Here is a 12,817-nt window from a genome sequence, read left to right on the forward strand (position 1 = left end):
GGGGCAGGCAAAACTGGTGTCGGCCCAGGCGCATCACCAAAGAAGGCATAGGCTATATCCGTCGATCGCGGTTATCCGCCAAAAAGATGAGGCGGAATTGTGATGACAGTCATTATCCGGTGACTAGTCGAGCATAAAGGAACGATAAGCTTCGCTTTTTATGCGCATTTGTCCGTATGAGGCGGGGCGCTTTGGTGTTAGGCTTTTTGCATTAGATATTTTTTGCGAATTGAGGTGAGCGTATGAGTACTCCCGCAATACAGGCTGCGCTACAGCAGATGCAAGGCATGGCGACCCAAGCGGCATCCACGCAGCCCCTTAGTGGTGCGCAGGCGTCAGCGGCTGTCGGGCAGGGCGGTTTTGGCGGTGAGCTGCAGGCCTCGATTCAGCGCATTAACCGACTTCAGCAGACGGCTAACAGTCAGGCGATGGCTTTTCAGGCGGGTGATCCTGATTTGCAGCTCAATGACGTGATGGTTGACATGCAGAAGGCCAGCGTTGCGTTTCAAATGGGGCTTCAGGTTCGCAATCGTTTGGTATCTGCATATCGTGATGTTATGAACATGCAAGTGTAGGGTTGTCTACGTCACGCATTAGGCTTCAATTGAGATTATTCGTCCCTGCATTTCTTCAAGTCGCTCGGCAATTTTGAGTACTTCTTCTGCTGGGATCTGGCGTATGACGTCGCCAGACTCCCTATCTATGACCCGCGTGATCACGCGTGATGTTACTTCGCTTAATTCGAATTCTAAGCCATGTGGGCGCATTGTCTCGTTAATGCGCTGGATGGGTTTGACGAGCTCTTCGGATGATATTTCCTGCTCATTAATGTCTATGTTTTTAATCTGAGTGTTCGTTGTTGCTAGCTGAGCTAGAGTGTTTTCGAGCCGTTGGCTTGGGTTCAGCTGGGCTAAGCCTGATGACTGCAGCGTTGTTGCTTCGGTGGGTAGTGAGCTCATGGGGCACGTTCCTCCTTTAAGATCAGCTCTGGCAGCCAGTTAGGAGTGCAACAGCGTGGAGCGGCAGCCATAGCTTGGAATTTTGCTTATCAATAAGTGTTTCTATATCAGTATCGGCAGTCAGCTAAAAAACTTTACTCTTGCCGACGTGGCGTTTTGTTTTCTGGTTCTTGGGAGTGTCAGCCATATAGCCTCCTCTCTCTGTTTGCTATGGCTTGCCTAATAAGTATGAAAATGGTGGCTTTTTGTGCATACGCCATGCTGTGGGCATCTGATATGCTTCTCGAGTTTGCGGTGAACTAATTAACGCATAAGAGTAAGCGAGGCGAGAATGGTGGCGCAGCAGGATGAGTTTGAAACAATAGTAAGTACAACAGTGATCGAGTCTCTGCTGAATACCTTGATCGAAACCGGTGGCGTCTCGCTCTGTCTTGCTGCGACGGGAGCTCGTCCAGAGCCCATTGTCTTGATGGAGCAGCACCAGGGCCAAGCATTGGTGATGGATCTTTCCTCTGTTGACTATTTACTTCACCATTTACAGGGTGGTGCTGCGTTTTACTTGCGCGGGCAGGCGCAGGGGAAAGTGCTGCAAACGCCGCTCCTGCAACTGACGGAGACGCGTCAGGCCGGGGGGCGCTTTTTGTGTTGCAGTGATTATCCTGCATCGTTGGAAGTGCTGCAGCGTCGTGAGTCCTTCCGTGCTGAGCTGCGCATGGGGATGGTGGTGTCGGCAGGTTTGTATGGTGGTGATGCCGAGATAGAGGGTGAGCTGCGGGATTTATCCCAGGACGGCTGCCAGCTTGAATTGCCATTGGCCGCTAGCGGGCTGCTAGCGGGAGCCGCTAGCCCGCTAAAGTTGGCGTTTACCTTCCCCGACGGCACCTACTTTGAAGTGCTTGGAGAGGCTCGTCATCAAAAAACCGACGCTGAGCGCCATCTACTGCGCGTCGGTTTTAACTTCGTTGAGTGTAGTGCGGAGCAAGAGCGGCAAATTTGGTATTTCGTGTGTGAAATAGAGCGCGAAGCGGCACGCTATAAAAAAGAAGAACAAAACGAGCGTCAGCCCTCTCCGCTGTTCGCGCTGCCAAGCAAACGATCCGGTGCAGGAGAGTTGCTTGGGCGGCGTGATGTCAAGCGCTACGCGACCCCTATGGCGCGTCGGCTTGTCAAAGTCGCTGCCTATCTGGATACACAGTTGTTGTCGTTACAACAAGGTAGCGATATCGATGGGCGTCAGCTCTCCCGCTATGCTGATCGCATATTGGGTCTTCATGAAGAGGATCGTGAGGCGCTGCTATTTGCTTCACGTTGCTTATCTCCCGAGCCTTTAATAGTGCGCCACGGTATTGCTGTGGCTGTGCATTTGCTCGATTTTGTGGGTGCCAGCATGCCTCGTGAGTTGCGCAAGGCGATAGTGGCCAGCGGTCTTATTCACGATCTTGGCAAGGCGCTTGTGCCTCAGGTGCTGTTCAAGGCGCCGCACTTTGAAGCTAAGCATCGAGAGGCGATCAGTGAGCATGTCCAGCTGTTGCTAGACCGCTTACATAACTGCCAATGGCTGTCTGCGGGTATTGTCCAGGCGGTGATTGGGGGGGTTAACGAGCGTATGGATGGTAGTGGGTATCCATGCGGGTTGAGTGGGGCTGACCTCAGTGAACTGGCTAAGGCGAGTGCTGTTGTCGACGTAGTAGAAGCTATGCGACGTGACCGTGCAGATCGTCCAGCTAAAACAGCACAGCAAATTTATCGGCATTTATTGCAGCACCCACACCATTTTGATATGCGTTGGATTAAACGCTATATCGATCATTTCAAGGGATTGCCAATAGGTTCGCTGGCGCAGTTCTCTAGCCAGCAGAAGGGGTGGATCTTACGTCTTGATGCTAAAGGCAACCCCACAGAGGTGTTGCTTGCGCCACAGGTCGAGCCGCCAATGCGTGACAATGTGGGAGTGATCGTGGGGGGTAATATCGCTGAGCGACTTGGGCGAACTGTCGGTGAGATCGCCGTGTCTACTTGAGTAAGCAGGAAGTTAATGCGTGATGGCAGTTGGTCGAGTCATGAGCTGCGCTGAAAAAAGCGTTGTAAGCCGTTAAAGTCCCCCAGGCTCACGCCGATAGATACTAGTAGTGCCGTTTGTTGTTTATTTTTATCTTTTAATAATCGTGGTCTCTCCTTATCCAGGGTGAGCATAAAACCACGTATAGGAGTTCCGCTTATGACTTACTCTCGCGGTGGCGCCGCCTATGGGCGGGGAGCTAACGCTTATGCGCGTGTTGGCGTAGAAAGCGGAGTGATGTCGGCAGATCCTCATCAGCTTATTGTGATGTTGTTTGACGGCGCCCAGGCCGCTATTCGTGCTGCACGCATCCATATTCAGTCGGGTAATACGGCCGAGAAAGGCAAGTCGATATCGAAAGCGCTGGATATTGTAAATAACGGTCTCGTAGCCGCTCTTGATCAAGAGCAGGGCGGCGAGATTGCCGAACGCTTAGCATCGCTTTATGACTATATTTCGCGCCTACTGTTGGCGGCGAATCTGCGTAACGATGAAGAGAGCTTAAATCAGGCCGAACGCCTGCTCGAAGATATCGCCTCAGCCTGGCGTGATATTGGTCAACAGCAGAGCGCGTGAGGCAATAATGTCAGCTCCTATATCCGCTCGTGATAAAAATGCTCAACAGACGCTGCTCACTAGCTATGAAACGCTATTGAGCCGCGTTGAGCACATGCACGAACTGGCTAATGGCGAACAGTGGGCAGAGCTAATTGATCAGCGTACCAACTATGTAATGTTGGTGGATCAGTTGCGTGAGCTGGATACCACCGTTGTGCTTGATGCCGCTGCTCAGCAGCGTAAGGCAGAACTGCTGGAGCGCATCCTTGAGCACGATGTGGAAATACGGCGTCGTTTGGTGGCGCGCCGTGATGAGCTGGGTAAGCTCATAGGGGTATCCCAGCGTCAGCGGAATTTACATAGGGCCTACGCACCACAGCAAGGGGCTCCGGTAGCTTATGACGCCGATGATGCTGATTCCACGAGGTCATCGTGAGTGGTATTACCCCTCTGATTGATACGCTCTTGCACCAAGTGCTTGGGCGGCAAGGCGAGTTGTCGCTGCAGCGAGCATTGAGTCAGCCTGTGAAGCCCGTTTCACCCGGCGAGGGGCCGCGTGCCGTAATGGGTGATGCCAATCTGGATGGCCGTGCGTCGACATCGCCGCTAGGCGACCTAAAGCGTTTACCGCACCCTCTTGATGGGGGGCGAACGTTGCCCCGAGGTGAGGCGCAGCCTTCGCCTTCAGGTTCAACGCAGACCCATTTTAGTCCTGCAGCACGAACAATCGCCGACGTGCTGCTGCGCTTTCCAGCCCCTCCCTCGGTAATGCGGCCCGAAGCACCTCTTATCACCAGTCAGGAAGCGCCAGCAGCGAGTACAGTAGCAACACGCTTAGAGGCAAGTATTCGCGATAGTGGTTTGTTTTATGAGTCGCATCTAAAGCGCTGGTTTCAAGGTGAGGGAACCCGCCAGCAGCTAATGAACCAACCGCAAATGCAATCCGGCCCTCGCCCGCTTACTCCTCTTTTATCGACAGGCCCGAATGTGTCGCTCCCAGCTGCAGCGCCTTCGACGGCGTCTGCCTTGTCTACAGCTGTCTCAGTTGGGGTGCCACTGACTCCACAAATGCCTACGCAGTCAGCTGGAGCGCCCCTGACAGCACAGGCGCTTACGCAGGTGGGGGCGGGAGCGCCTTTGGCAGCTCCCCTGGTAGGGCAGGGAGGCATGGCTATTTTACCCAACGTGCCGCTAGTGCCTGTTACTCATGAGCAAGGCTTAGCGGTTCGGTTGGCGAGCGCGTCCCATTTTTTAGCAACTGGCTCGACGGCTGCTGCCTCCACTACCCCCGCTCAAGGGGCTGCTTCGCAGGTGTCGACTAATCCTGCCCAGCCGGCCCCTATGCCTGGCGAGGCGCGCGACAGCCATCAGGCAAGGGCGGAGTATAGCCAGGCTAGGGAGATGAGCGATCTGATGGCCAATCGACCGGCTCGCGAGGTCGTTCACGAAAGCCTGCAGAGCCTGGTGCGCCACCAGCTTGAAATGTTGGTGATGCCGTCTATTCGCTGGGAAGGTGATGTCTGGGCAGGCATTTTTATGGCTTTAGTAATCAATTTGCCTACTCGTGAAGAGGGCCAGGAAGGAAAACAGCAGGGGGGAGAGCCAGACGGTGGATGGCGTTCTGATATGCAGCTCGATGTTCCCAGTTTAGGGGCATTCAGCGCGTCGCTATGGCTCTATCGAAACGTGTTAAGCATCGATTTCACCACCGAAAGTACGCACGTTTATCAGCGTATTGACGCTGGACTGCCCGCGTTAGAGAAGCGCCTTAGCGCCTTGGACTTACAAAAAGTGCAGCTTCGCGCGCGCCATATCGAAGCGGAGGCACCCCATGGCTACGCCGGGTGAGCGACGCCGTCAAGCTGTTGCTCTGGCTTACCAGGATAATGACCGTGCTCCACGGGTAGTGGCGAAAGGCTATGGTGATCTGGCCGAACGTATTATGGCTGAAGCTCAGCGTCAGGGTATTTATGTGCACGATGCGCCTGAGTTGGTAGCGCTTTTAATGCAGCTAGATCTGGATGCGGAAATTCCGGCAAGTCTCTATCAAATTGTCGCAGAACTGCTGGTGTGGGTGTTCGAACTATCAGAGGAAGGGCTAACTCATCGTGAAACGCCTGAGTAGCCATTTACAGACATTGTATGCAACCATGAGGGTAGGTAATAAAAAGTCATTAATGGCGCCAGTATAATGGTCACAACACCGCGCCTGAGTCGTTTAATGGGACATTATGAGTCAAACCAACTTTCTCGATGAAATTCAGGAAATTAATTTAGCTTATTTGCTTCTGGCGCAGCGCTTGCTTGATGAAGATCGTGAGGCTGCTATGTTTCGCTTAAAAATAGACAGCGATGTTGCCGAGCTGATTGTCTCGCTTAATGCTCGCCAGCTTACCAAGTTGGCGCGAACCAGCCAATTATTGTGCCGGTTTAGCCAAACGAGTGCCGAGCGGCTTCGACAGCTTACAGATAATCCCCGCGATCAGGGGTTGGCAGGGCTTCATGCATCACTGCTGTTGGCAAGCGATGCATTTGAGCCAATGCCATCGGGAGGCGAGAAGTGAGCCAGAAAAGCTTGGTCGATGAAATGCACCAAGTGCAGCTGGCAATCGAATTGATTGAGCTGGGTGCGCGCCTTCAGGTGCTGGAAACAGAAACGGAATTAAGCCGCACGCGTTTGATCAAGCTGTATAAGGAAGTGCGTGGCATGTCACCGCCTAAGGGCATGCTGCCTTTTTCCACCGACTGGTTTATTACTTGGCTTCCCAATGTGCATTCGTCGCTGTTTTACAACATTTATTTAAGCCTGAAGGAGGCGGCAGGCTGTGATCGCATCGATGCCTTTGTCAAAGCATATCGGCTCTATGACGAGCAAATGTCGCTGGAAAAGGTGGAGCCGGTTCTCGGGTTAACCCGTGCGTGGACGCTGATACGCTTTTTCGAGAGTGATTTGCTCCAGCTTAATCAGTGTACGCGTTGCACTGGGCAGTTTGTGGCGCACGCTCATAGTCCCGCTCAACACTATGTGTGCGGTATTTGTCAGCCCCCCTCAAGAGCGGGTAAAACGCGCAAAGCACAGCGGGAGAATAGTGAAAAAATGTAACAATCTCTGCGATTACATCACTGATGGTGTGAAGTAGGGTATAAGACAGTAATGAGTACTAACAAGAAATAAGTGTATTGGCTTAGATAGGCCTAAAAGCCAGTGGTGCTTTTTCATTAAACAGACGTCTGACCCTAGTATAATAGGGCTAAGACATGCTTGGAATGGAACATTGCTTAAACATCAGATCAGGTGGCTAAGTTTTGGTTCCCTAATTTAATACTGAATACCGCAAGGATCCTGCTTGTGCTGATACCTCTAGGTTATGTAATCGTATTGCTATCTGTGTTTGGTGGCTATGTGCTGGCAGGTGGCAGCTTAGGCCCCTTGTATCAACCTCTTGAGCTGCTGATTATTGGCGGAGCCGGGGTTGGTGCATTTATCGCAGCGAACAATGGCAAAGCGATTAAAGCGACCTTTAAAATTTTGCCCCGGCTCAAGCGCGCCAAAAAATATAACAAAGAACTTTATATGGAGCTGATGGCGCTGCAGTATAAATTACTCTCCAAAATTCGCCGTGAAGGCATGTTAGGCATTGAACGGGATATTGATAATCCCGAGGAGAGCCCGCTGTTTCAAGAGCATCCTACGGTATTGGCTGATCCTCATATCATGAATTTTCTAACGGACTATCTGCGCTTAATGGTAAGCGGTGGTATGGAACCCATGGAAATTGATGAGCTGATGCTGCACGAGATTGAGGTCTTTGAGCAGGAAGCTCATATTCCTGTCGATGCCATTGCCAAAGTCGGCGATGCCATGCCTGCCTTCGGCATCGTGGCGGCAGTAATGGGGGTCGTTAAAACACTCACCTACGCCGATGCTACGCCGACTCAGATGGGTGTGATGATCGGCCAAGCGCTAGTGGGCACCTTCTTGGGTATTTTGCTGGGCTATGGTTTTGTTAGTCCGCTGGCAAGTTACATCGAACGGCAGGCGAAAGAAGCCGAAAAAATGCTCCAGTGTATTCGCATTACGCTGCTCGCTAGCTTGCACGGTTATGCGCCGCAGTTGGCTGTTGAATTTGGTCGCAAGGCACTGTTTGCCGCCGAGCGCCCTAGTTTTACGGAGCTTGAAGAGTATGTAAGGGATGCAAAAAAGGCCGGTAACGCATGAGTAAGGGTGGTGACAAGCGTCCGATTGTCATTCGACGCAAAAAAGTCGTCCATGCCCATCACGGTGGTGCCTGGAAAATTGCCCTAGCGGATTTTATGACTGCTCTGATGGCCTTTTTTTTGGTGCTATGGCTTTTGAGCGTTTCCAGTGAAGAGACGCGCAAGGGGGTGGCAGAGTACTTTAGCACCCCCCTGGTGACGGCGATAACCGGTGGCGATCGTTCGGGCAGCACCAGCGCGATTCCCGGCGGCGGGCCCGATCCCACTCATAGCGATGGGGAGCGGGCGCGCATTGATAGCCTTCAGCGCACTCGTCCAAGCATGCAGGAACGAAACTTTTTCCGGGATTTACAAGAGCGTATTGAACGGGCCATTGAGCGAGATCCCGAGCTGCGCCAGTTGCGCAATCAAATGCGGTTTGACTTGACCCGCGAAGGGCTGCGCATACAGCTACTCGATACCGACCAGCGCCCCATGTTTGAGCTGGGTAGCGACCAAGTGGCGCCTTATATGCGCAGCTTGTTACGTACCATCGCACCGCTGCTAAATGAGCTTCCCAATGAGCTAAGTATCAGCGGGCATACCGATAGCGTTCCCTATGCGGGAGGCTATCGTGGTTACAGTAACTGGGAACTTTCCAATGATCGCGCTAATGCGTCGCGCCGCGAGCTTATTGCGGGTGGCTTTGATCCAGGTCAGTTACTACGCGTGTCGGGCTTTGCAGATCGTGTGTTATTGCCCGAGACTGAGCCAACCGATCCTATCAATCGACGCATAGAGCTGGTGGTGTTGTTTCCGGAAATTGCTGATGCGATTCGCAATCCTACTGTAATGGAGTCGGGAGATGCATCGCCAGAAGCTTCAATCGAAGCACTAGAAGCTTCAGCCGAAGCGCAAATTGAATCAACACAACAAGACGAGCCTCAGGTTCAAGCGCAAGAGTGATCTGAGCCTGTCATAAAAGACGACGTTAAGGTGGAGCGGTGTATGGATATAGCGGATTTTTTTGACACCTTTTTTGAAGAGGCTGAAGAGCTGCTGTCGGATATGGAACAGCATTTACTGGAGCTGGATGTTGATGATCCAGACAGTGAGCAGCTCAATGCTATTTTCCGTGCCGCCCACTCGATCAAGGGGGGGGCGGGAACCTTTGGTTTTACCGTGCTACAGAAAACCACGCACATTTTGGAAAACCTCCTCGATTACGCACGTAAAGGCGAACTGACGCTGCGAGCCGACCTCGTGGATACCTTTTTAGAGGCTAAAGACATCATGCATGAGCAACTCGATGCCTACCGCAGCGAAGAGGAGCCTAATCAAGAGGCATTTGAACGCATTTGCCAAACGCTGCAGCAAATTGCCTTGGACGAAATTGGCCAACAGCTTGATGGGCCGACTATTCCTGCTGCTGAGCCCAAGGCTGCGCCGACGCCTGTGCCAAGTGAAAACGACGCGGAAGCAAACAGTAATAATGCAGAGGCGTCCTCGAACGGCCATCTGCTAGTGGCACTGCTCAACGTTGAAGATAAAGACCGCATTTTGCTGGTTGAAGAGTTAGAGCAGCTCGGTGAAGTGCAGTCCCAGTCAGGCGACGCAAAGCGTTACGAGGTAGTGCTCAAAAGCAGCGACAGTGCTGACGATATTGAAGCGGTCATGTGCTTTATTATCGAACCTGATCAGATTGAGATTACGGCTGTTGAGGGCGTCGCTACTGAGCCAGCCCCAGCCGAGCCAGAAGCCTCGACGCCTGCAGCCCCAGCGCCGCAAGCGCCGGCAGAAAGCACGGCCTCTAAGGCAAGCGCGCCAAAGCCTGCTGCCAAAGAGAAGCCCAAAAAAGCTGCCGCCGAGTCTTCGTCAATCCGCGTATCGGTAGATAAAGTCGACCAAATTATCAACTTGGTGGGTGAGCTGATTATCACCCAGTCGATGCTCGATCAAACGGTTAGCGATTTAGAAGATCAGTCGGTGGGCAATGCTTCACTGCAAAATGGCATGAGCCTACTGCAGCGCAACGCCCGTGATCTCCAAGAAGCGGTCATGTCTATTCGCATGATTCCCATGGAGTTTGTATTCAGTCGCTTCCCCCGCGTGGTGCGCGACACCGCCGGTAAGCTGGGTAAAGAGATCGAATTAATTACCGAAGGCAAGTCGACCGAGCTGGATAAGAGTTTGGTCGAACGGATCACTGATCCGTTAACGCACCTGGTGCGCAATAGCCTCGATCATGGCGTGGAAATGCCCGATGTGCGCGAAGCCATTGGCAAGCCGCGTGTTGGCAAATTAACCCTCTCCGCACGTCACCAGGGTGGCAATATCTTGATTGAAGTGCGCGATGATGGTGCCGGCATGGATCGTGAACGCCTGCTAGCCAAGGCGCGCGAAAACGGCCTCAATGTGTCGGACACCATGTCGGACGAAGAGGTCTTCCAGCTCATTTTTGCTCCCGGCTTCTCAACGGCGAATGAAGTGACCGACGTATCTGGGCGTGGCGTGGGCATGGATGTAGTGAAGCGCAACATTCAGAGCATGGGCGGTCGGGTTGAAATCCAGTCGAAGCTAGGTGAAGGCACCAACACCCGTATCGTGTTGCCGCTTACGTTGGCCATTCTGGACGGTATGTCGATCAAGGTCGGCGGCGAGACATTTATTCTTCCGCTCTCTACCGTACTTGAATCACTGCAGCCCGCCAAAGACGATATGTACGCCATGGCCGGTGACGACGTGGTGATCAAAGTCCGCGACGAATATCTGCCCGTGATTGCCATTCACGAAGTGCTTAACGTCGAGAATGCGATTACCGACCCGACCAAAAGCATCGCTGTCATTGTGCAGGGCGAAGGCCGTCGTTACGCCATGTTGGTTGATGAGTTGATCGGACAGCAGCAGGTCGTGGTCAAAAATCTGGAAGACAATTACCGCAAAGTACCAGGGATCTCGGCCGCGACCATCTTAGGTGACGGTAGTGTAGCGTTGATTCTGGATATTACTGGTTTACACCGCCTGAGCCGATATAAAAAAGAGGCAGGCAAAAAAGTAGTAAACAATCAAAACCTTTCATCTTTTAAGGAGGCTGAGCCGTCATGAGTCAAGCCAACAATGGTGCGGTACTAGCCGCAGAAGCCGAAAACCGCGAATTCCTAGTGTTCTCATTAGGCGATGAAGAGTACGCCATTGATATTTTGAAAGTGCAGGAAATTCGTGGCTACGAAAACGTAACCCGGATTGCCAATGCACCTGAATTTATCAAAGGGGTCACTAATCTGCGCGGCGTCATTGTGCCAATCGTAGATCTCCGCATTAAGTTTCACTTTGATAAAGTCGAATACGGTGGCCAAACAGTGGTGATCGTGGTCAATGTTGCAGACCGGGTGGTCGGCATCGTAGTGGACGGCGTTTCCGACGTGATGACACTGACCCCTGATCAGATTAAACCGGCGCCAGAATTTGGTGTCACGCTCTCGTCTGACTTCCTGAGCGGTTTGGGTAGTCTGGATGACCGCATGCTGGTACTCGTGGATATCGATAAGTTGCTCACCAGCGACGAGATGGCACTGGTGGAAAGCACCAGCAACCAGTAAGACTAAAAAACATGGCACAGGGAGCGTGCCAAATCAGTTCTACTCAATGATGCATTCTCGCGCTACGGAAAGTGCCAGCGAGTGCCGGTTGTGCGTGGAGAAAAGGGCGTGACACAGCGAATGCGGCAATTAATGAATAATATGACGGTGCGCTTGAGTTGGGGCTTAGTGCTAGCGACACTTTCGGTGCTTGTTTTAATTGCCAGTGGTATTGGTCTTTATGCCCTGCACCATGGTGCAGCAATCGTGCAGGCCTCTGACGATGTGCAGGCACAACAGGCCGCTTTCAGTGCTTTTGCCGCGACAATTCGCTGGGCACTACTCGGGATAGTCGTAATGACTATCGCCACGGTAATCGTGGTTATCTGGGGGGTGACGGCCAATGTGTTGCGCCCGCTAGATCGCTTGGTGGGCTATTTTGAGCGTATGGCCCAGGGGGATCTAAGCCAGGCCATTACCTCTCCGGGTAATAACGAAATAGGGCGGCTTTATAGCGCCATGGCCCATATGCAGAGCTCACTCTCGCAAACGGTAGGTACCGTGCGCACCAGCGGTACATCGATTTATGAGCGCTCTCAGCAAATAGCCAGCGGCAATAACGACCTTTCTTCGCGCACCGAGCAGCAGGCCACCTCGTTAGAGGAGACGGCTTCCAGCATGGAGCAGTTAGCCTCAACGGTGGGTCATAATGCTGAAAATGCCCGCCAAGCCAGCCAATTGGCCGGGAGCGCGACCCTGACAGCCCGCCGTAGTGGAGAAGAGGTTGGTGAGATCGTCAGCACCATGCAAGACATAAGCGCAAGTTCTCATCAAGTCGCTGATATTATTACCGTTATCGATAATATTGCGTTTCAGACCAATATTCTGGCGCTGAATGCTTCGGTGGAAGCGGCGCGTGCTGGCGAGCATGGCAGAGGGTTCGCCGTGGTGGCACAGGAAGTACGTAGCTTAGCCAGTCGCAGCGCCGCTGCCGCCAAAGAGATTCGCACGCTGATTGATGCATCGCTCAGCAAGGTAGATACCGGCACTCAGCGGGTCAATCAAGCTGGACAAACCATGCAAGATCTAGTGGGCGCTGTTCAGCGCGTCAGCGATATCATGGATGAAATCGCCGCCGCTTCTGAGCAGCAGAGTAGCGGCATTGGCCAAGTGAATCAGGCCGTGGCGCAAATGGATCAGGTTGTGCAACAAAATGCTCAACTGGTGCAGCAAGCCGCGCGCAGCGCCAATGAACTTGAAAGCGAAGCCGCACGCTTACGCGAGGCGGTTGAGCGCTTTCGTGTCACTGAATTATCAGCCCCGCGCGCTCCGGCTGTATTGCCAGCGGCAGTGTCAAAACCCGCAACAAGGCGTCCACAGCCAGTAGCAGAAACAGAAGAGTGGTCATCGTTTTAATTTGCTTGGTAGGGCAGGCGCACTCTTTTTGAAAAATAAAACATTAAAAA

Annotated in this window: 14 protein-coding genes; 13 read left to right on the forward strand and 1 reads right to left on the reverse strand. The window is 52.8% G+C overall.

The features are described 5' to 3' along the window. The first annotated feature begins 242 nt into the window (after window positions 1–242). Complete coding sequence (gene fliE, locus HALTITAN_RS22100) at window positions 243–575, forward strand: flagellar hook-basal body complex protein FliE (RefSeq protein ID WP_039860567.1); 333 nt, start codon at window positions 243–245, stop codon at window positions 573–575. Between the two features lie 18 nt (window positions 576–593). On the opposite strand, the gene HALTITAN_RS22105 is transcribed toward fliE, so the two are convergent. Then, window positions 594–959, reverse strand: coding sequence for a flagellar protein FlaG (locus tag HALTITAN_RS22105; RefSeq protein WP_039860569.1), 366 nt, complete (start codon window positions 957–959; stop codon window positions 594–596). A gap of 331 nt (window positions 960–1,290) precedes the next feature. Here HALTITAN_RS22105 and HALTITAN_RS22110 point away from each other — a divergent pair, with 331 nt between their 5' ends. The 12 genes from HALTITAN_RS22110 to HALTITAN_RS22165 all read left to right on the forward strand — a co-directional run bounded on the left by HALTITAN_RS22110 (window position 1,291) and on the right by HALTITAN_RS22165 (window position 12,767). Then, window positions 1,291–2,979 carry an HD domain-containing phosphohydrolase gene (locus HALTITAN_RS22110; protein WP_039860571.1) on the forward strand — a complete coding sequence of 563 codons (1,689 nt, stop codon included), beginning with the start codon at window positions 1,291–1,293 and terminating at the stop codon, window positions 2,977–2,979. Window positions 2,980–3,177: 198 nt separating this feature from the next. Continuing rightward, window positions 3,178–3,594, forward strand: coding sequence for a flagellar export chaperone FliS (gene fliS / locus HALTITAN_RS22115; protein WP_027958757.1), 417 nt, complete (start codon window positions 3,178–3,180; stop codon window positions 3,592–3,594). 7 nt (window positions 3,595–3,601) lie between these two features. After that, complete coding sequence (fliT, locus tag HALTITAN_RS22120) at window positions 3,602–4,012, forward strand: flagellar protein FliT (protein ID WP_022520934.1); 411 nt, start codon at window positions 3,602–3,604, stop codon at window positions 4,010–4,012. After that, a complete protein-coding gene (gene fliK / locus HALTITAN_RS22125; RefSeq protein ID WP_027958759.1) occupies window positions 4,009–5,424 on the forward strand; it encodes a flagellar hook-length control protein FliK in 1,416 nt (471 codons plus the stop codon). Before fliT ends, fliK begins: the two co-directional genes overlap by 4 nt. Beyond that, entirely contained in the window at window positions 5,408–5,701 is a 294-nt protein-coding gene (locus HALTITAN_RS22130; protein ID WP_022520932.1) for an EscU/YscU/HrcU family type III secretion system export apparatus switch protein, read from the forward strand. Before fliK ends, HALTITAN_RS22130 begins: the two co-directional genes overlap by 17 nt. A 106-nt stretch (window positions 5,702–5,807) precedes the next feature. Then, window positions 5,808–6,140, forward strand: a complete 333-nt coding sequence (flhD, locus tag HALTITAN_RS22135; RefSeq protein ID WP_022520931.1) for a flagellar transcriptional regulator FlhD — start codon at window positions 5,808–5,810, stop codon at window positions 6,138–6,140. Continuing rightward, the gene (gene flhC, locus HALTITAN_RS22140) at window positions 6,137–6,679 is read left to right on the forward strand and encodes a flagellar transcriptional regulator FlhC (RefSeq protein ID WP_009288432.1); all 543 of its coding nucleotides are present in this window, start codon (window positions 6,137–6,139) and stop codon (window positions 6,677–6,679) included. Before flhD ends, flhC begins: the two co-directional genes overlap by 4 nt. Window positions 6,680–6,925: 246 nt before the next feature. Then, window positions 6,926–7,795, forward strand: coding sequence for a flagellar motor stator protein MotA (gene motA / locus HALTITAN_RS22145; protein ID WP_027958761.1), 870 nt, complete (start codon window positions 6,926–6,928; stop codon window positions 7,793–7,795). Next, entirely contained in the window at window positions 7,792–8,739 is a 948-nt protein-coding gene (motB, locus tag HALTITAN_RS22150) for a flagellar motor protein MotB (RefSeq protein WP_022520929.1), read from the forward strand. Before motA ends, motB begins: the two co-directional genes overlap by 4 nt. A gap of 42 nt (window positions 8,740–8,781) precedes the next feature. Then, window positions 8,782–10,878, forward strand: coding sequence for a chemotaxis protein CheA (cheA, locus tag HALTITAN_RS22155; protein WP_022520928.1), 2,097 nt, complete (start codon window positions 8,782–8,784; stop codon window positions 10,876–10,878). Continuing rightward, on the forward strand, window positions 10,875–11,372 hold the full coding sequence (cheW, locus tag HALTITAN_RS22160) for a chemotaxis protein CheW (RefSeq protein ID WP_009288435.1): 498 nt from the start codon (window positions 10,875–10,877) through the stop codon (window positions 11,370–11,372). Before cheA ends, cheW begins: the two co-directional genes overlap by 4 nt. A 132-nt stretch (window positions 11,373–11,504) precedes the next feature. After that, a complete protein-coding gene (locus tag HALTITAN_RS22165) occupies window positions 11,505–12,767 on the forward strand; it encodes a methyl-accepting chemotaxis protein (protein ID WP_035538269.1) in 1,263 nt (420 codons plus the stop codon). Window positions 12,768–12,817 lie beyond the last annotated feature (50 nt).

It is taken from the genome of Vreelandella titanicae BH1, from assembly GCF_000336575.1.
Classification (GTDB): domain Bacteria; phylum Pseudomonadota; class Gammaproteobacteria; order Pseudomonadales; family Halomonadaceae; genus Vreelandella; species Vreelandella titanicae.

Excerpts from the sequence above, each read along its gene's own strand:
- fliE (WP_039860567.1), top strand. The coding sequence starts at position 243 with ATGAGTACTCCCGCAATACAGGCTGCGCTACAGCAGATGCAAGGCATG.
- HALTITAN_RS22105 (WP_039860569.1), bottom strand. The coding sequence starts at position 959 with ATGAGCTCACTACCCACCGAAGCAACAACGCTGCAGTCATCAGGCTTA.
- HALTITAN_RS22110 (WP_039860571.1), top strand. The coding sequence starts at position 1,291 with ATGGTGGCGCAGCAGGATGAGTTTGAAACAATAGTAAGTACAACAGTG.
- fliS (WP_027958757.1), top strand. The coding sequence starts at position 3,178 with ATGACTTACTCTCGCGGTGGCGCCGCCTATGGGCGGGGAGCTAACGCT.
- fliT (WP_022520934.1), top strand. The coding sequence starts at position 3,602 with ATGTCAGCTCCTATATCCGCTCGTGATAAAAATGCTCAACAGACGCTG.
- HALTITAN_RS22130 (WP_022520932.1), top strand. The coding sequence starts at position 5,408 with ATGGCTACGCCGGGTGAGCGACGCCGTCAAGCTGTTGCTCTGGCTTAC.
- flhD (WP_022520931.1), top strand. The coding sequence starts at position 5,808 with ATGAGTCAAACCAACTTTCTCGATGAAATTCAGGAAATTAATTTAGCT.
- motB (WP_022520929.1), top strand. The coding sequence starts at position 7,792 with ATGAGTAAGGGTGGTGACAAGCGTCCGATTGTCATTCGACGCAAAAAA.
- cheA (WP_022520928.1), top strand. The coding sequence starts at position 8,782 with ATGGATATAGCGGATTTTTTTGACACCTTTTTTGAAGAGGCTGAAGAG.
- cheW (WP_009288435.1), top strand. The coding sequence starts at position 10,875 with ATGAGTCAAGCCAACAATGGTGCGGTACTAGCCGCAGAAGCCGAAAAC.
- HALTITAN_RS22165 (WP_035538269.1), top strand. The coding sequence starts at position 11,505 with ATGAATAATATGACGGTGCGCTTGAGTTGGGGCTTAGTGCTAGCGACA.